Below are 17,293 nucleotides of genomic sequence, written 5' to 3' on the forward strand. Positions count from 1 at the left end.
ATCCACAACCCCTACTACTACTCCCCCACAGATAGACCTCGAGCATGATCGAAAAGCAGGTGGGCGGTGGATCTGTGGAGAACGGCCGCGGGACGGAGGTTCGACACGGTTCTCGGCCCATCGGCCTCGGCTGTCCGTGGTATGCGTCAGACTGTTCTCTGGCAACGAGAGCCAGGGCGGTGCCGGTCCATCCGGATGCTCCCCACCCGGAGCGCTCTCCCAAACAGCAGCTCGTGCAGTTCCACCCACAGGAGGCGGTTTCCGGTGAAGTTCCGGGTCGAGCGTGACGTCCTCGCGGAGGCCGTGGCCTGGGCCGCGCGCAGCCTCCCGGCCAGGCCCCCGGTGCCGGTCCTGGCTGGTCTGCTCCTGACGGCAGAGGAGGGCAGGCTGAGCCTGTCCGGCTTCGACTACGAGGTCTCCGCCCGGGTGGAGGTCGAGGCGGACGTCGAGGAGGCCGGCACCGCCCTGGTCTCCGGCCGCCTGCTGGCCGACATCTCGCGCGCGCTGCCCAACCGGCCGGTGGAGATCTCCACAGACGGTGTACGGGTGCTGGTGCTCTGCGGCAGCTCCCGGTTCACCCTCCCCACCCTGCCTGTGGACGAGTACCCGGCCCTGCCCCAGATGCCCTCCGTCTCCGGCGTCATCCCCGGCGACGCCTTCGCGGCGGCGGTCGCCCAGGTCGCCGTAGCGGCCGGACGGGACGACACGCTGCCGGTGCTCACCGGTGTCCGGGTCGAGATCGAGGAGGACCGGGTCACCCTGGCCGCCACGGACCGGTACCGCTTCGCCGTTCGTGAACTGCTGTGGAAGCCGGAGCAGCCGGGCCTGGCCTCGGTCGCCCTGGTGCCCGCCAAGACGCTGCTGGACACCGCCAAGTCGCTCAGCGCGGGGGACAACGTCTCCATCGCGCTGGCGGGCAGCGGCAAGGGCGAAGGCCTGATCGGCTTCGAGGGGGCCGGGCGGACCACCACCACGCGGCTCCTGGAGGGCGAGTTCCCGAAGTTCCGCAGCCTCTTCCCGACCGAGTTCAGCGCGGTCGCCAACGTGCCCACGGCGGCCTTCGTGGAGGCGGTCAAGCGCGTCTCCCTGGTGGCCGAGCGGAACACCCCGGTCCGGCTGAGCTTCGAGCAGGGCGTGCTCACCATCGAGGCGGGCTCCGGCGACGACGCCCAGGGCTCCGACCGGATCGACGCGGACCTGGAGGGCGACGACATCTCGATCGCCTTCAACCCGGCCTACCTGCTGGACGGCCTGTCCGCGATCGACGCCCCGGTGGCCCAGCTGAGCTTCACCACGTCCACCAAGCCGGCCCTGATGAGCGGGAAGCCCTCGCAGGAGGCCGAGGCCGACGAGAGCTACAAGTACCTGATCATGCCGGTGCGCCTCTCCGGCTGATGCTCCGTCAGTGTCCCGTCCCCAGGCTGGGGACGGGACACGCGGCTGTCCGGCCCCCGGTGCGGCGTAGGCTCGTCCCCGGCGGCAAGGGCGCCGCGCGCCGATTCGTCACCACGGACAGAAGGACTTCTCATGCAGCTCGGACTCATCGGTCTCGGCAAGATGGGCGGCAACATGCGCGAGCGGATCCGCCGCGCCGGCCACACCGTCGTCGGGTACGACCGCAACCCCGACCTCGCCGATGTCTCCAGCCTCAAGGACCTGGTGGACGCCCTGGAGGCGCCCCGCGTGGTGTGGGTGATGGTCCCGGCCGGTGGGCCGACCCAGAGCACGATCGACGAGCTGGCCGAGCTGCTGGAGCCGGGCGACGTCGTCGTGGACGGCGGCAACTCCCGGTGGACCGACGACGAGAAGCACGCCGAGGAGCTGGGCAAGAAGGGCATCGGCTTCGTCGACTGCGGTGTGTCAGGCGGTGTCTGGGGCCTGCAGAACGGCTACGCCCTGATGTACGGCGGCGCCGAAGCGGACGTCGCCAAGGTCCAGCCGATCTTCGACGCCCTCAAGCCGGAGGGCGAGTACGGCTCGGTGCACGCGGGCAAGGTCGGCGCCGGGCACTTCGCCAAGATGGTCCACAACGGCATCGAGTACGCCATGATGCAGGCCTACGCCGAGGGCTGGGAGCTGCTGGAGGCTGTGGACAGCGTCACCGACGTGCGCGAGGTCTTCCGCTCCTGGAAGGAGGGCACGGTCATCCGCTCCTGGCTGCTGGACCTGGCCGTGGACGCCCTCGACAAGGACGAGCACCTGGAGGGCCTGCGCGGCTTCGCGCAGGACAGCGGCGAGGGCCGCTGGACGGTGGAGGCGGCGATCGACAACGCGGTGCCGCTCCCGGCGATCACAGCGAGCCTGTTCGCGCGGTTCGCCTCCCGGCAGGAGGACAGCCCGCAGATGAAGATGATCGCGGCGCTGCGCAACGAGTTCGGCGGCCACGCGGTCGAGAAGAAGTAGTTGCACGTCGAGTAGGGGCGCGGGCCACCGCGCGAGCCACCCGCTGCCGGCGCGTAGTGGGAGGGGCGCGCGGTGGCTCGCGCCCCTCAGCTGTTCTGTAGGGGAGAACGTGCACGTTTCGCACCTGTCGCTGGCTGACTTCCGGTGCTACGAGCGGGCCGAGGTGCCGCTCGAGCCGGGGGTGACGGTGTTCACCGGGCCGAACGGGCAGGGGAAGACGAACCTGGTCGAGGCGGTGGGCTATCTGGCCACCCTCGGCAGCCACCGGGTCGCCGGGGACGCTCCCCTGGTCCGCCTGGGCGCCCAGCGGGCGATCGTGCGGGGAGCGGTGGTGCGCGACCAGCGCACCACCCTCATCGAGTTGGAGCTGAACCCGGGCCGGGCCAACCGGGCCCGGATCAACCGCTCCGACAACGTGCGCCCCCGGGACGTGCTCGGGCTGCTGCGCACGGTGCTGTTCGCGCCGGAGGATCTGGCGTTGGTCAAGGGCGATCCGGGGGAGCGGCGCCGGTTCCTGGACGAGCTGCTGACCGCCCGGGCCCCGCGGCTGGCCGGGGTGCGCCAGGACTACGAGCGGGTGCTCAAGCAGCGCAACGCGCTGCTCAAGTCGGCGGCGATGGCCCGGCGTTCGTCCGGCCGGGTGGACCTGTCCACGCTCGACGTGTGGGACGACCACCTCGCGCGCGCCGGAGCGGAGTTGACGGCCTATCGGCTGCAGGCGGTGGACGCGCTGCAGCCGTTGGTGGCGCGGGCGTACGAGGAACTGGCGCCGGGGGGCGGTCCCACACTCATGCAGTACCGCAGCTCCATGGGCGAAGGGGTGCCGCTCGCGCCGGACCGCGAGGTGGTGTACGCCTCGCTGCTGTCCGCGCTGGGGGCCGCGCGCAAGCAGGAGATCGAGCGGGGGATGACCCTGGTCGGCCCGCACCGGGACGAACTGGTGCTCCAGCTCGGCGAGTTGCCGGCCAAGGGCTATGCCAGCCACGGCGAGTGCTGGTCCTACGCGCTGGCCCTGCGCCTGGCCTCCTACGAACTGCTGCGTGCGGACGGCGGTGAGCCGGTGCTGATCCTCGACGACGTCTTCGCCGAGTTGGACGCCCGCCGGCGGGAGCGGCTGGCCGAGTTGGTGGCGGCGGGCGAGCAGGTGCTGGTGACCGCGGCGGTGCCGGAGGACGTGCCGGACGCGCTGGCCGGGACGCGCTTCGCGGTGGCGGACTGCACGGTCGAGCGGGTCCGCTGAGCCGTAGGCTGAACGTTGTCCACAGGCTGGGGAAGGCGGACGGCAGTGAGCGACGAGACAGCTGGTGCGCAACCCGGAACGGCTGACTCTGGTGCGGGCACCCAGGGTGCGGGCACCCCGGACGCGGCCGCGCCGGAGCTGTCCGGGGTCGATCTGGCGCGCGTCGCCCTGCGGGCGGCCCGGGAGCAGGCGCGGCAGCGCGGCGAGCAGGCCCAGCAGAAGAAGCAGGTGCGCCGGGGCGGCGGGCTGCGCAGCGGGGCCCGGGCGGACGGCCGCGACCCGCAGCCGCTGGGCGCGGCGATCTCCCGGCTGATCGAGGAGCGGGGCTGGGAGGCCCCGGCCGCGGTGGGCGGGGTGATGGGCCGGTGGCCGGAGATCGTGGGGCGGGAGATTGCCGTCCACTGCGAGCCTGAGCACTTCGACGAGGAGGAGCGGGTGCTGTCGGTGCGCTGCAGCTCCACCGCCTGGGCGACTCAACTGCGGCTACTGGCACCCCAGTTGGTGGCCCGACTGAACAACGACCTGGGCCGCGGCACGGTGCGCTTCCTCAAGGTGCAGGGGCCGGCCGGGCCGTCACGGCGGTACGGGGGGCGGCTGCGGGCGCCGGGCAGCAAGGGGCCGGGGGACACCTGGGGCTGACCGGGTCGCGTGGGTGATCGTCGCGAAGCGACGGAAGGGCCTTCTGAGCGCTTTTGGCCCCCTGGCCGGGTGTCCCCACATGTCGAGTGTGGGTTGAAGTCCGGCACGGGCCGTTCCAGGGCCGTCAAACGCCCAACTCTGTCGGTGGTACCGGTAGACTGGAAGTCAAACACTGCCGCTAGCGGTGAAGAGTCGAAACGCCGTGGCCGCTTCCGTCCTGCCCATGAGGGCCGGTGGCGGCCCGCGCTTGTGCCAGAGAGGGCGATTCGTGGCCGAGTCCGGCAACCCCAACCAGTCCCCAGACGTCCCCGAGCCCGCGCCGGAACCGGCACAGCCCGCATCGGCCCCGAACAGCGCGAAGGACGAGCAGTCCTACGACGCCAGCGCCATTCAGGTGCTGGAGGGCCTCGAGGCCGTGCGCAAGCGTCCCGGCATGTACATCGGCTCCACCGGCGAGCGCGGTCTGCACCACCTGGTCCAGGAGATCGTCGACAACTCGGTCGACGAGGCGCTGGCCGGCTTCGCCGACAGCATCGACGTGACCATCCTTCCCGACGGTGCGGTGCGCTGCGTGGACAACGGCCGCGGTATCCCCGTCGATGTGGAGAAGTCCACCGGCAAGCCGGCCGTCGAGGTGGTGCTGACCGTGCTGCACGCGGGCGGCAAGTTCGGCGGCGGCGGGTACGCCGTCTCCGGTGGTCTGCACGGCGTCGGCGTCTCGGTCGTCAACGCGCTGTCCACCCGGCTGGCCGTCGAGGTCAAGCGGGACGGCTACCGCTGGACGCAGGAGTACAAGGGCGGCGTGCCGACGGCCCCGCTGGCGAAGCACGAGGCCACCGACGAATCCGGGACCACGGTCACCTTCTGGGCCGACCCGGAGATCTTCGAGACCACGGACTACTCCTTCGACACGCTCTCCCGGCGCTTCCAGGAGATGGCCTTCCTCAACAAGGGCATCTCCATCTCGCTGACCGACGAGCGCCCGGACCACACCGACGACGAGGGCAAGCCCAATTCGGTGCGGTACCACTACGAGGGCGGCATCTCGGACTTCGTGAAGTACCTCAACTCCCGTAAGGGCGAGGTCATCCACCCCTCGGTGATCGACTTCGAGGCGGAGGACAAGGAACGGACGATGTCCGTCGAGATCGCGATGCAGTGGAACACCTCGTACAACGAGGGCGTCTACTCCTTCGCGAACATCATCCACACCCATGAGGGCGGTACCCACGAGGAGGGCTTCCGGGCCGCGCTCACGGGTCTGGTCAACCGGTACGCGCGCGACAAGAAGCTGCTGCGCGAGAAGGACGACAACCTCACCGGTGAGGACATCCGCGAGGGCCTGACCGCGATCATCAGCCTGAAGCTGAGCGAGCCGCAGTTCGAGGGGCAGACCAAGACCAAGCTGGGCAACACCGAGGCGAAGACCTTCGTCCAGCGTGTGGTCAACGAGCACTTCGCCGACTGGCTGGACCGCAACCCGAACGAGGCCGCGGACATCATCCGCAAGGCGATCACCGCCGCCACCGCCCGCGTCGCCGCCCGCAAGGCCCGGGATCTGACGCGCCGCAAGGGGCTGCTGGAGTCCGCCTCGCTGCCGGGCAAGCTCTCGGACTGCCAGTCCAAGGACCCGACCGAGTGCGAGATCTTCATCGTCGAGGGCGACTCCGCCGGCGGCTCAGCCAAGCAGGGCCGTGACCCGCGGATCCAGGCGATCCTGCCGATCCGCGGCAAGATCCTCAACGTCGAGAAGGCGCGCATCGACAAGGTGCTGCAGAACACCGAGGTGCAGGCGCTGATCTCGGCCTTCGGCACCGGCGTGCACGACGACTTCGACCTCGAGAAGCTCCGCTATCACAAGATCATCCTGATGGCGGACGCCGACGTCGACGGTCAGCACATCTCCACGCTGCTGCTGACCCTGCTCTTCCGCTTCATGCGCCCGCTGATCGAGGGCGGCCACGTCTTCCTGGCCCGGCCGCCGCTCTACAAGATCAAGTGGGGCCGGGACGACATCGAGTACGTCTACAGCGAGCGCGAGAAGGACGCCGCCCTCGAGGCGGGCCGCCAGGCCGGACGCAAGCTGCCCAAGGACGACGCGATCCAGCGCTTCAAGGGTCTGGGCGAGATGAACGCCGAGGAGCTGCGGGTCACCACCATGGACCGCGACGTGCGCCTGCTGTCCCAGGTCACCCTCGACGACGCGGCCCGTGCGGACGACCTGTTCTCGATCCTGATGGGTGAGGACGTCGAGGCCCGCCGGTCCTTCATCCAGCGCAACGCCAAGGACGTCCGCTTCCTGGACGTCTGAGTCCCCGGCAGCCACAGCGAAAGGAAACCGACCCACCGTGGCCGACGACCACACCCCCGGGGACACTCCCGAGGAGCCCCAGGACTCCCTGCAGGAGCCCGCGCCGGAGACCGGCAACCTCCGCATCGAGCAGGTCGAGCTCGAGACGGAGATGCAGCGCTCGTACCTCGACTACGCGATGTCCGTCATCGTCTCCCGGGCGCTGCCGGAGGTCCGTGACGGCCTCAAGCCGGTGCACCGGCGCGTGCTCTACGCGATGTACGACGGCGGCTACCGCCCCGACCGCGGCTACTACAAGTGCGCCCGCGTCGTCGGCGACGTCATGGGCAACTACCACCCCCACGGCGACACCTCGATCTACGACACCCTGGTCCGCCTGGCCCAGCCGTGGTCCATGCGGATGCCGCTGGTGGACGGCAACGGCAACTTCGGCTCCCCGGGCAACGACCCGGCCGCCGCCATGCGGTACACCGAGTGCCGGATGATGCCGCTGGCCATGGAGATGATGCGGGACATCGACGAGGAGACCGTCGACTTCTCGCCCAACTACGACGGCCGCTCCCAGGAGCCGGACGTCCTGCCCAGCCGCTTCCCCAACCTGCTGGTCAACGGCGCCACCGGCATCGCGGTCGGCATGGCCACCAACATCCCGCCGCACAACCTGCGCGAGGTGGCGTCCGGCGCGCTCTGGTACCTGGCCAACCCGGAGGCTCCCAACGAGGAGCTGCTGGAGGCCCTGATCGAGCGGATCAAGGGCCCCGACTTCCCGACCGGGGCGCTGATCGTCGGCCGCCGCGGCATCGAGGAGGCCTACCGCACCGGCCGCGGTTCGATCACCATGCGCGCGGTGGTCGAGGTCGAGGAGATCCAGGGCCGCCAGTGCCTGGTGATCACCGAGCTGCCCTACCAGGTCAATCCGGACAACCTGGCGCTCAAGATCGCCGATCTGGTGAAGGACGGCCGGATCGGCGGCATCGCCGACGTCCGTGACGAGTCGTCAGCCCGCACCGGAACCCGGCTGGTGGTCGTGCTCAAGCGCGACGCCGTGGCCAAGGTCGTGCTGAACAACCTGTACAAGCACACGGACCTGCAGACCAACTTCGGCGCCAACATGCTGGCCCTGGTCGACGGCGTGCCGCGCACACTGTCGCTGGACGCCTTCATCCGGCACTGGGTCAACCACCAGATCGACGTCATCGTCCGGCGCACCCGGTTCCGGCTGCGCAAGGCCGAGGAGCGCGCGCACATCCTGCGCGGCCTGCTCAAGGCCCTGGACGCGATCGACGAGGTCATCGCCACCATCCGCCGCTCGCAGACGGTCGACCTGGCCCGCGGCGCGCTGATGAGCCTGCTGACCATCGACGAGATCCAGGCCAACGCGATCCTGGAGATGCAGCTGCGTCGACTGGCCGCCCTGGAGCGGCAGAAGATCGTCGACGAGTACGACGAGCTGATGGCGAAGATCAAGGAGTACAACGAGATCCTCGACTCGCCGGCCCGGCAGCGCGCGATCATCTCCGAGGAGCTGACCGCCATCGTCGACAAGTACGGCGACGACCGGCGCTCGACGCTCATCCCCTACGAGGGGGACATGTCCGTCGAGGACCTGATCGCCGAAGAGGACATCGTCGTCACCATCACCCGCGGCGGCTACGTCAAGCGCACGCGCAGCGACCTCTACCGCTCGCAGAAGCGCGGCGGCAAGGGCGTGCGCGGTGCGCAGCTGAAGCAGGACGACATCGTCGACCACTTCTTCGTGACGACCACGCACAACTGGATCCTCTTCTTCACCAACAAGGGCCGGGTCTACCGGGCCAAGGGCTACGAACTGCCGGACGCCGGGCGCGACGCCCGCGGCCAGCACGTGGCCAACCTGCTCGCCTTCCAGCCGGACGAGCGGATCGCCCAGGTGATGGCCATCCCGAACTACGAGGCGGCCCCCTACCTGGTCCTGGCGACCCGCTCCGGCCTGGTGAAGAAGACGCCGCTGAAGGACTACGACTCGCCGCGCTCGGGCGGTCTGATCGCCATCAACCTGCGCACCGACGAGGCCGGCCAGGACGACGAGCTGATCGGGGCCGAGATGGTCTCCGCCAGCGACGACCTGCTGCTGGTCAGCCGCAAGGCGCAGGCGATCCGGTTCACCGCCACGGACGAGGCGCTGCGGCCCATGGGCCGGGCCACCTCGGGTGTGAAGGGCATGAGTTTCCGTCAGGACGACGAACTGCTCTCGCTGAGCGTCATCCGCCCGGGTACCTTCGTCTTCACCGCCACCGACGGCGGTTACGCCAAGCGGACGAGTGTGGACGAGTACCGGGTCCAGGGTCGTGGTGGCCTGGGTATCAAGGCAGCCAAGATCGTGGAGGACCGCGGTTCCCTGGTCGGTGCACTGGTGGTCGAGGAGTCCGACGAGATCCTCGCCATCACGCTCGGCGGCGGGGTGATCCGTACCCGGGTGGCGGAGGTCCGTGAAACCGGGCGTGACACCATGGGCGTCCAACTGATCAACCTGGGTAAGCGGGACGCCGTGGTCGGCATCGCCCGCAACGCCGAGGGCAGTGCCGAGGACGAGGTGGAGGCCGAGGAAGGCGACGCCGCGCCCGGCAGCAGTGACAATGGCACGGACGACACGACGGGTCAGAGCTGACTCCGGCTCTGACAGGGGACTGCGGGAGGACCAGGGTGAGTGGAGCAGGCGGAGCCGCCGGGGGCGCCGGCACGGGCCGGACGCAGGGCGGCCCGGGGCCGGTTCCGCCCGGAGCGCATGACGCCGGAGCCACCTCGGTGATGCCTACGGTCGCCGGCGGACAGCCGGCGGCGGGCGGGGCCCCGCAGGCCCCCCGTCGGCGCCAGGGCGGCCCCAACGGCCAACAGGCGCAGGCACGGCAGTCCGCGGGCCAGCCCGGCGCCGCTGCTGCGGCGACTCCGGGCCGGGAGGGCTACTCGACTCCGACGACGTACTCGAAGGGCCAGCCGACGCCGCCGCGCGGGACCCAGGTCCCCGCCGCTGCAGCGGCCGCGCAGCAGCGGCCGGCCCCGGCCGCGCCGTCCGGGCGCACCCGCCGGGCCCGGCTGCGGATCGCCCGGACGGACCCGTGGTCGGTGATGAAGGTCAGCTTCCTGCTGTCCATCGCCCTGGGCGTGGTCACCATCGTCGGCACCTCGCTGCTGTGGATGGTGCTCGACGCGGCGGGCGTGTTCAGCTCGCTGGGCGGCACGCTGACCCAGGCGACCGCCAACGGCGGTGACTCGGGCGGCGGGTTCAACCTCCAGGACTACCTGTCCTTCGGCAACGTGCTGATGTTCACCTCTCTGGTCGCGGTCATCGACGTGGTACTGCTGACCGCGCTGGCCACGCTGGCGGCGTTCATCTACAACACCGCGGCCGGCATGACGGGGGGCGTCGAAGTGACGCTGGCGGAAGAGGACTGACGCACCGTCGGATGCGTTTGCGCACCTCGGCGGTCCGACCTGCGGCTCGGTGAGCCGCATCGGATTTGGGAAGACCGCCGAAGGTGCGCTAATCTTTCAACGCACGACAGCGCGGGGCTATAGCTCAGACGGTTAGAGCGCTTCCCTGATAAGGAAGAGGCCACAGGTTCAAGTCCTGTTAGCCCCACCGCACAAGAGGCGGGCATCCACCGGATGCCCGCCTCTTGCGTTCTTACGGAGCCCGGATCACAGGTGTGTATCATCGGCGCCAAGGACGTACTTCAAGGAAGTCGAGGTCGCACGGTGAAGAAGCTTCTCCTGGTAGCACTGGCTGCGCTCGGCGGGTACTTCGTGTGGCGCCAGGTCCAGGCCGACCGTGCCGAGCAGGACCTGTGGACCGAGGCCACCGACCCGATCCCGGCCGGCTCCCGCTGACTCATTCGCGAACGCGTCCCCGGCCATCCCCGGGGGCGCGTTTCACGTGAAACCTTCCGGTACGCTGGTGCAGGTTTCACACCAGGGGCCTTAGCTCAGTTGGTAGAGCGCCGTCTTTGCATGGCGGATGTCAGGGGTTCGACTCCCCTAGGCTCCACAGCACGGAGAAGGACCCCGCCCGTACCGGGCGGGGTCCTTCTCGTTCTCCCGTGTCCTGGTGTTCCGCCGGTCGCCGACGGGGCGTCAGTCTTCCTTGTCCGCCTGGTCCTTGGCGTCGGCGGCGTCCTCGGACTCCTTGGCCTCGACCTCCGGGTCCAGCGGCAGCGAGCCGTTGACGGTGTCGTGGACGGAGGCGGAGGCGCTGGAACCGCCCACCGCCGCCTCGTCGATCGGCAGCGGCGTGGTCGGCGGCTCGACCAGCCAGTCCGGGTGCGCCTGCTTGTCCCACCACTTCCAGGCGGCGACGCCGCCGCCCACCGCTGCACCCAGCAGGGTGAGGAACACCAGGCGCTTGCCCCAGCGGCCCTTCCGGGTGGCCTTGCGGTGCGCCTCCGCCAGCGCCTCGATCTCGGACAGGCTGATCTGGCCGCGCAGCACGGGCAGAGCGGCGGCGCCGCGGTCGTGGACCTCCTGGGCGGCCTGGCTGAGCACCGGTACCGCCCGGTCGCGCGCCTGCAGGGCGGCCTCGGCCGCCGCGAGGCGCGCCTGGACGGCGGCCGCCTTCCCGCGCTCCGTGGCGCGGGAGACGGCGTCCTGGGCCGCCGTCGGGACCGTCGCCTTGGCCTGCTCCCAGAGCGGGACGACACGCCCGTCCACGGTGCTCTGCGCCGCCAGGCGAGCGTGTTCGACGGCGGAGCCGACGCGGGGGGCGACCTTCTGCCAGGCTTCGTCGGTGTAGTGCGCGGCCGCCTCTCGGGCCGCGTCGATGCGGGTCACCTGGGTACCTCCTCCTCGGGCGTCCTGTGTGTCACTTATCCACCCAATGAAAGAGCATGCCGTCAGATTCGGCGGCAGGCGCGCTGGAGCGCACGGCCGTGACTGCGGGTGCGTGGGAGGATGGGGACCGTCAGAGCTGCTTCGGCGGCGCTACGCAGGACTGCAGGAAGGCACATCGTGGCCGAGGAACTGTTCGCCACCCTCAAGACCAACCACGGGGACATCCAGCTGAAGCTGTTCCCCAACCACGCGCCGAAGACGGTGGCCAACTTCGTGGAGCTGGCCGAGGGCAGCCGTGAGTGGACGCACCCGGGCACCGGCGCCAAGACCACCGACAAGCTGTACGACGGCACGATCTTCCACCGTGTCATCGAGGGCTTCATGATCCAGGGCGGCGACCCGCTGGGCATCGGCGTCGGCGGCCCGGGTTACCAGTTCGGGGACGAGTTCCACCCCGACCTCGCCTTCACCCGCCCGTACCTGCTGGCCATGGCCAACGCCGGCCCGGGCACCAACGGCTCCCAGTTCTTCATCACGGTCGCCCCGACCGCCTGGCTGACGGGCAAGCACACCATCTTCGGCGAGGTCGTGGACGAGGCCTCGAAGAAGGTCGTCGACTCCATCGCCACCACGGCCACCGGCCGCAACGACCGGCCGGTCGAGGACGTCGTGATCGAGTCCGTGGAGATCACCCGCCGCTGAGCCCGCAGGCCCTGCGGCCTGGCGGACTCGCGGACGCGGAACCCTGGGAGCCCGGTCTGCCGTTGGCAGACTGGGCTCCCGTACGTTCTCGGGGCCGTTCTGGAGGGAAGTTGAGCGCTGTGTCCCCGACGCCGTCCGACCCGACGCCGTCCGAACCGCCGTTCGGGCAGGCGCCGCAGCACGCGCTGCCCACGTGCTACCGGCACCCGGACCGCGAGACGGGCGTGCGCTGCAGCCGCTGCGATCGCCCAGTGTGTCCCGAGTGCCGGGTGGACGCGTCCGTCGGCTTCCACTGCCGGGACTGCGTCCAGGGCGGCCACGGCGAGGTGCGCGAGGCCCGCACCGAGTTCGGCGGGCAGCTGACCCGTGACGGTGCCCTGGTGACCAAGCTGCTGATCGCCGCGAACGTGGTGGTCTGGGCGCTGCACTACGCCAAGCCGGACCTGGCGTCGGACTGGGTGCTGTGGGGCTACGGCGTCGCCCACGGTCAGGGGTACCGGGTGGTCACCTCGGTCTTCCTGCACCAGGCCATCTGGCACATCGCCACCAACATGTGGTCCCTGTGGGTGCTCGGCCCGCTGTTGGAGTCCGCTCTGGGCCGCGTGCGGTTCCTGGCGCTGTACCTCGTCTCGGGGCTGGCCGGCTCCGCGCTGTTCCTGCTGGTGGCCGACCCGTTGCGGGACTCGGCCCTGGGCGCCTCGGGAGCCGTCTTCGGACTGCTCGGCGCGACCTTCGTGCTGTTCCGGCGCCGGGGCTACCAGCTCGGGCCGCTGATGGGCGTGCTGGTGGTCAACCTGGTGGCCACCTTCGTGGTCACCGGCATCGCCTGGGAGGCCCATGTGGGCGGCCTGGTGGCGGGGGCGGCGACGGCGGCCGGCTTCATGTACGCGCCGGCCGGGAGGCGGCTGGCGGTCCAGCTGGGGACGTTCCTGCTGGTGGCCGCCGCGGTGCTGGGGATGACGCTGTACGCGGTGGCGCAGATCCCTGCGTGAACGGTTTGTCCACAACGGGCCCGCACGCCTGTGCGGGCCCGTTGTGTTGACGCGGGTCTACCCGTGTCCACCTGCGGTTTCTGACTGAGGGTCAGCTGCTGGAGCCCGGCTCCTGGATCAAGTTATCCACAGATAGTCGGGGTTTTTCCCCACTGTGGATAACCGTGTGGACAAGTCAGCTGGTCTTGACCACTACTTCCACTGCGTGGAGACGCCGAAGCCGCCCGCGATGAAGGCGAAACCGATGACGATGTTCCAGTTTCCGATCGCCTGGATCGGCCAGCTCGCACTCGTCACGTAGTAGACGACGATCCAGATGAGCCCGATCAGGAACAGGGCCAGCATCAGCGGCGCGATCCAGCCGCGGCCGGACTTGAGCCGCACCGCTGTCGCTGCCGTCGTCGGCGGCGTGTAGTCCGGCTTCTTGCGGATGCGTGACTTCGGCACGAGGAGCACTCCAGGGGACTGTGGGCCAGGCGTCCGTTAGCGTAGTGGCTCGCGGCATCGGAAGGAGATAAGGGTACGTGCCCGATTCGAAAGAAGTTCCACCGCGACGGCGGAGCAGCGCCCGGATCGTCGGTAGTGTCCTGACCTGTCTGATTTTCGCGCTTGCCGGATTCCTGTTCTACACCAGCGCGCGCACCTCACACGGAACCGATATCCGCAAGGACGACACCTTGCTGCGGCTCTCGGACCTGATACAGCAGCGCAGCCAGCAGAACGCGCAGACGACGGACGAGATCGCCGCCCTGCGGGCGCAGATCGACCAGCTCGCCGCCCAGCACGTGACCAACCCGGCCGACACCGCCCGTCTCGCCGCACTGGAGCGGGCCGCCGGGCTCGAGCCGCTCTCCGGAGCGGGCGTCACCGTCACCCTCAACGACGCGCCGCCCAACGCCACCGCGAAGATCCCCGGCGTGCCCCAGCCGCAGCCCGACGACCTGGTCATCCACCAGCAGGACCTCCAGGCCGTGGTCAACGCCTTGTGGCGCGGCGGGGCCACCGGGATCCAGGTCCAGGACCAGCGGCTGATCTCCACCAGCGCGGTGCGCTGCGTCGGCAACCAGCTGATCCTCCAGGGCCGGGTGTACTCCCCGCCCTACGTGATCAAGGCGGTGGGGGACCGGGCGAGCCTGATCGCCTCGATCAACGCCGACTCCTACATCCAGAACTACCTGCAGTACGTGGCCGCCTACGGCCTGGGCTGGAAACTGACCGAGTCCAAGCAGCTGCACCTGCCCGGGTACACCGGCACCACGGACCTCCAGTACGCGCAGGCGTCCGCCCGTTAGGCTGAGCGCCGAGAAGGGAGGGCCTGCGGTGTACGGCTGGCTCTGGCGGCGTCTGCCCGGCAATGCTGCGGTTCGTGCGGCGATCATGCTGGTGCTGTTCGTCGCGGTGGTGTACGTGCTGTTCCAGTGGGTCTTCCCGAGGCTGGAGCCGCTGCTCCCCTTCGGCGAGGAGACCGTCCAGAACGGCGGGGCCACGCCGACCGGGGCCCCCTCCCCGCAGCCGACCGGCAGCCCGGTGCTGAACGGTCTGGCCAGGATCCCGCTCGAAAGGGCCGCCCGATGACCGCACGCATCCTCGTCGTGGACAACTACGACAGCTTCGTCTTCAACCTGGTCCAGTACCTCTACCAGTTGGGCGCCGAGTGCGAGGTGCTGCGCAACGACGAGGTGAGCGTGGACCACGCCACCCGCGACCGCTTCGACGGTGTGCTGCTCTCGCCCGGCCCCGGCTCGCCGGAGGAGGCCGGCGTCTGCATGGCGATGGTGCATCACGGGGCCGCCACCGGCCTGCCGGTCTTCGGCGTCTGCCTCGGCCTGCAGTCCATCGCCGCCGCCTACGGGGCGGTGGTGGACCGGGCGCCGGAGCTGCTGCACGGCAAGACCTCCCCGGTGCTGCACGAGCAGCAGGGCGTCTTCGCCGGCCTGCATGCCCCGCTGACCGCCACCCGTTACCACTCGCTGGCGGTGGAGCGGGACACGGTGCCCGCGGAGCTGGAGATCACCGCCTGGACCGACACCGGCGTCGTCATGGGCCTGAGGCACCGTCAGCATGCCGTGGAGGGCGTCCAGTTCCACCCCGAGTCGGTGCTGACCGAGGGGGGCCACCGGATGCTCGCCAACTGGCTGGCCGTCTGCGGCGATCCGGGCGCGGTCGCGCGCTCCGAGGGCCTCGCCCCGGTCATCGGCCGGACGGCCGTCGCGTGACGGCACCGGCGGCGGTTCCGCGCGGCGGCAGGGCGGCGGCCCGGCGCCAGGCGGCGCGGCGGCGGCGCGAGTGGCGCAAGATCCTCGCGGTCCGGGTCTTCGGCGAGGCGCTGATCACGTTGGGCGTGGTGATGCTGCTGTTCGTGGTCTACCAGCTGTGGTGGACCAACGTGCGGGCCGACAGCTACGCCCGGGGAACCACGTCCACGCTGGAGAAGCAGTGGAGCGGGGACGCCTCCCAGGCCCAGCACCCGGCGTACCCGAAGACCTTCGCGCCGGGCACCAAGTTCGCGATCATCTACATCCCGAAGCTGGATGTGAAGACGCCGGTGGCCGAGGGGACGGACAAGGAGTCCATCCTCGACAACGGCCTGGTGGGCCACTACGACGGCGCACAGGAGACGGCCTTCCCCTGGTCCGGTGACGGCAACTTCGCCCTGGCCGGCCACCGCAACACGCACGGCGAGCCGTTCCGGTACATCAACCGGCTGCAGCCGGGCGACAAGGTCGTGGTGGAGACGGCCTACGACTGGTACACCTACGTGGTCACCCGCACCCTCGCGCAGACGTCGCCGAGCGACGTGAGCGTGATCGCCCCGGTGCCGCCGGAGTCGGGTTTCACCAAGCCGGGGAAGTACATCACGCTGACCACCTGCACGCCGGAGTTCACCTCGAAGTACCGGATGGCGGTCTGGGGCGAGCTGGTCGAGGACCTTCCCAAGAGCAGCGGCAGGCAGCCGGCGGCCCTGGGCGGCTGACAGTCCGCGGACTTCGCACGGACACACCGGTGGCCCGGGAGCTNTCTGACGGAGGGTCAGCCCCCGTTGCCGCCGTTGCCGTTCCCATTGCCGTTGCCACCGGTCATGCCCCCGATGAACCCGGTCGACGGCGAGGACGTGTCGGTCGGCTGCCCACCGGTCTGGCCCTGGTTGGTGTTGGACTGGTCCGGCGGGTTGATGAGGATGGTCACCACGCTCTGGGACGGTGCGGTGGTGTTGCCGTCGGCCAGCTGCTGGTTCTGGTAGACCTCGGCGACCACGTAGTTGTCCGGGAACCGCGAGTCGTGGCTGCTGGCCACCTGGACGGCCACCTGGAAGCCCGCACCCTTGAGCTGCGTCTCCGCGTCGTTCTGGCTCTGGCCCACGACGTAGGGGATCTGCTTCATGTCCTGCCCGGAGGAGATCACCAGGTTGATCGTGGCTCCGGCCGGCTGCTGGCCGCTCGGGCTGTAGCTGATGACCGTGTCCTTGGCCACCGTGTCGGAGGACTTGCGGTCCTCGGTGCCCACGACGAAGCCCGCGCTCTGGAGCGCCTGCTCCGCGTCCTTGTAGTTCTGGCCCTTGAGGTTGGGCACGGCCTTCGTCGGTGCGCCCGTGCTCATGTGCACGGTGATGGTGGCGCCGTCCTGGAGCGTCGTGCCGGCCGGCGGGTCCTGGGTGCAGACCTGGCCCTTCTGGGCCTTGTTCGGGTCGCAGGCCGTGCTGTCGCCCTTGACGACCCTCAGGTTGTGGCCGAGGTTCGTGATCGAGGCCTGCGCTTCGGTCAAGCTCTGGCCGACCAGGCTCGGGGCCGAGATCGAGTTGTTCGCGGAGCCGCCGAGCAGGGACTTGGTCACGAAGAACGCGCCCGCCAGCACCAGGACCGCCGCCACCACCAGCCAGATGACCGAGGTATTGCGGTTCCTACCGCCGCCGTTCGCCGCGCGGCGGCGGTCGCTGCGGCCGCCGTAGGCCGCGCCGTCGTCGTAGCCGGACGAGCCGTCGTCGAAGCCGTCGCCGCCGACGTCGTAGCCCTGGCCGACGCCGGGCAGGATGCTGGTCTGGCCCGCGGGGGCCTGCTGCGGCATGGCCATGGTCCGGCCGTACGGGTCCTGCGGCGGCTGCTGGCCGTAGCTGCCCATGCCGAAGGCGACCGTCGGGGCGGCGGCCGCCGCCACCGGGAGGCCGTCCAGTGCGCGCTCGATGTCGGCGCGCATCTCGTCCGCCGA

At 70.2% G+C, this 17,293-nt stretch carries 17 protein-coding genes and 2 tRNA genes; 16 read left to right on the forward strand and 3 right to left on the reverse strand.

What is annotated here, in order from left to right:
- Window positions 1-264 precede the first annotated feature (264 nt).
- The 10 genes from dnaN (at window position 265) to ACFP3V_RS09830 (ending at window position 10,617) form a co-directional block, all read left to right on the forward strand.
- Window positions 265-1,395, forward strand: coding sequence for a DNA polymerase III subunit beta (dnaN, locus tag ACFP3V_RS09785; protein WP_380582008.1), 1,131 nt, complete (start codon window positions 265-267; stop codon window positions 1,393-1,395).
- A gap of 132 nt (window positions 1,396-1,527) precedes the next feature.
- A complete protein-coding gene (gene gnd / locus ACFP3V_RS09790; protein WP_380582010.1) occupies window positions 1,528-2,403 on the forward strand; it encodes a phosphogluconate dehydrogenase (NAD(+)-dependent, decarboxylating) in 876 nt (291 codons plus the stop codon).
- Window positions 2,404-2,512: 109 nt separating this feature from the next.
- A complete protein-coding gene (gene recF, locus ACFP3V_RS09795) occupies window positions 2,513-3,643 on the forward strand; it encodes a DNA replication/repair protein RecF (protein ID WP_380582012.1) in 1,131 nt (376 codons plus the stop codon).
- A gap of 45 nt (window positions 3,644-3,688) precedes the next feature.
- The gene (locus ACFP3V_RS09800) at window positions 3,689-4,282 is read left to right on the forward strand and encodes a DciA family protein (RefSeq protein WP_380582014.1); all 594 of its coding nucleotides are present in this window, start codon (window positions 3,689-3,691) and stop codon (window positions 4,280-4,282) included.
- Between the two features lie 223 nt (window positions 4,283-4,505).
- Window positions 4,506-6,593, forward strand: a complete 2,088-nt coding sequence (gyrB, locus tag ACFP3V_RS09805) for a DNA topoisomerase (ATP-hydrolyzing) subunit B (protein WP_380582043.1) — start codon at window positions 4,506-4,508, stop codon at window positions 6,591-6,593.
- A 37-nt stretch (window positions 6,594-6,630) separates the two neighbouring features.
- Window positions 6,631-9,240, forward strand: coding sequence for a DNA gyrase subunit A (gene gyrA, locus ACFP3V_RS09810; RefSeq protein ID WP_380582016.1), 2,610 nt, complete (start codon window positions 6,631-6,633; stop codon window positions 9,238-9,240).
- A gap of 140 nt (window positions 9,241-9,380) precedes the next feature.
- On the forward strand, window positions 9,381-10,025 hold the full coding sequence (locus ACFP3V_RS09815; RefSeq protein WP_380582018.1) for a DUF3566 domain-containing protein: 645 nt from the start codon (window positions 9,381-9,383) through the stop codon (window positions 10,023-10,025).
- A 113-nt stretch (window positions 10,026-10,138) separates the two neighbouring features.
- Window positions 10,139-10,212: transfer RNA gene (locus ACFP3V_RS09820), tRNA-Ile, on the forward strand.
- A 116-nt stretch (window positions 10,213-10,328) separates the two neighbouring features.
- Window positions 10,329-10,460 carry a DLW-39 family protein gene (locus ACFP3V_RS09825; RefSeq protein ID WP_380582020.1) on the forward strand — a complete coding sequence of 44 codons (132 nt, stop codon included), beginning with the start codon at window positions 10,329-10,331 and terminating at the stop codon, window positions 10,458-10,460.
- A gap of 84 nt (window positions 10,461-10,544) precedes the next feature.
- Window positions 10,545-10,617 (forward strand) — tRNA-Ala (locus ACFP3V_RS09830).
- An 86-nt stretch (window positions 10,618-10,703) separates the two neighbouring features.
- Here ACFP3V_RS09830 and ACFP3V_RS09835 read toward each other — a convergent pair.
- A complete protein-coding gene (locus ACFP3V_RS09835) occupies window positions 10,704-11,396 on the reverse strand; it encodes a DUF5324 family protein (RefSeq protein WP_380582022.1) in 693 nt (230 codons plus the stop codon).
- Window positions 11,397-11,573: 177 nt separating this feature from the next.
- Between ACFP3V_RS09835 and ACFP3V_RS09840 the strand changes: the two genes are divergently transcribed.
- Window positions 11,574-12,098: a peptidylprolyl isomerase gene (locus tag ACFP3V_RS09840; protein ID WP_380582024.1), complete on the forward strand. Its 525-nt coding sequence runs from the start codon at window positions 11,574-11,576 to the stop codon at window positions 12,096-12,098.
- A 119-nt stretch (window positions 12,099-12,217) separates the two neighbouring features.
- Complete coding sequence (locus tag ACFP3V_RS09845; RefSeq protein WP_380582045.1) at window positions 12,218-13,090, forward strand: rhomboid family intramembrane serine protease; 873 nt, start codon at window positions 12,218-12,220, stop codon at window positions 13,088-13,090.
- A 192-nt stretch (window positions 13,091-13,282) separates the two neighbouring features.
- Here the strand turns inward: ACFP3V_RS09845 and crgA are convergent, their stop codons facing one another.
- Window positions 13,283-13,537 (reverse strand): cell division protein CrgA, encoded by a 255-nt coding sequence (crgA, locus tag ACFP3V_RS09850; RefSeq protein ID WP_380582026.1) that lies wholly within the window; start codon window positions 13,535-13,537, stop codon window positions 13,283-13,285.
- A 125-nt stretch (window positions 13,538-13,662) separates the two neighbouring features.
- Between crgA and ACFP3V_RS09855 the strand changes: the two genes are divergently transcribed.
- From ACFP3V_RS09855 to ACFP3V_RS09870, 4 genes are read left to right on the forward strand one after another with little or no spacing between them, the layout of a single operon-like run.
- Window positions 13,663-14,382, forward strand: a complete 720-nt coding sequence (locus ACFP3V_RS09855; RefSeq protein ID WP_380582047.1) for a DUF881 domain-containing protein — start codon at window positions 13,663-13,665, stop codon at window positions 14,380-14,382.
- A gap of 28 nt (window positions 14,383-14,410) precedes the next feature.
- Entirely contained in the window at window positions 14,411-14,665 is a 255-nt protein-coding gene (locus tag ACFP3V_RS09860; RefSeq protein ID WP_380582028.1) for a hypothetical protein, read from the forward strand.
- Window positions 14,662-15,306 (forward strand): aminodeoxychorismate/anthranilate synthase component II, encoded by a 645-nt coding sequence (locus ACFP3V_RS09865; RefSeq protein ID WP_380582029.1) that lies wholly within the window; start codon window positions 14,662-14,664, stop codon window positions 15,304-15,306. The genes ACFP3V_RS09860 and ACFP3V_RS09865 overlap by 4 nt, the downstream gene beginning before the upstream one ends.
- Window positions 15,303-16,064, forward strand: coding sequence for a class E sortase (locus tag ACFP3V_RS09870; protein WP_380582031.1), 762 nt, complete (start codon window positions 15,303-15,305; stop codon window positions 16,062-16,064). Before ACFP3V_RS09865 ends, ACFP3V_RS09870 begins: the two co-directional genes overlap by 4 nt.
- Before the next feature lie 56 nt (window positions 16,065-16,120).
- Here the strand turns inward: ACFP3V_RS09870 and ACFP3V_RS09875 are convergent.
- Window positions 16,121-17,293, reverse strand: a 1,173-nt coding sequence (locus ACFP3V_RS09875; RefSeq protein WP_380582033.1) for a PASTA domain-containing protein, incomplete at its 5' end; no start/stop codon positions are given.

The organism is Streptacidiphilus monticola (assembly GCF_042658505.1).
Classification (GTDB): domain Bacteria; phylum Actinomycetota; class Actinomycetes; order Streptomycetales; family Streptomycetaceae; genus Streptacidiphilus; species Streptacidiphilus monticola.

Bases quoted from the DNA above. Each gene is read 5' to 3' on its own strand.
- gnd (WP_380582010.1), top strand. From the start codon at position 1,528: ATGCAGCTCGGACTCATCGGTCTCGGCAAGATGGGCGGCAACATGCGC.
- gyrB (WP_380582043.1), top strand. From the start codon at position 4,506: ATGAGGGCCGGTGGCGGCCCGCGCTTGTGCCAGAGAGGGCGATTCGTG.
- ACFP3V_RS09815 (WP_380582018.1), top strand. From the start codon at position 9,381: ATGCCTACGGTCGCCGGCGGACAGCCGGCGGCGGGCGGGGCCCCGCAG.
- ACFP3V_RS09865 (WP_380582029.1), top strand. From the start codon at position 14,662: ATGACCGCACGCATCCTCGTCGTGGACAACTACGACAGCTTCGTCTTC.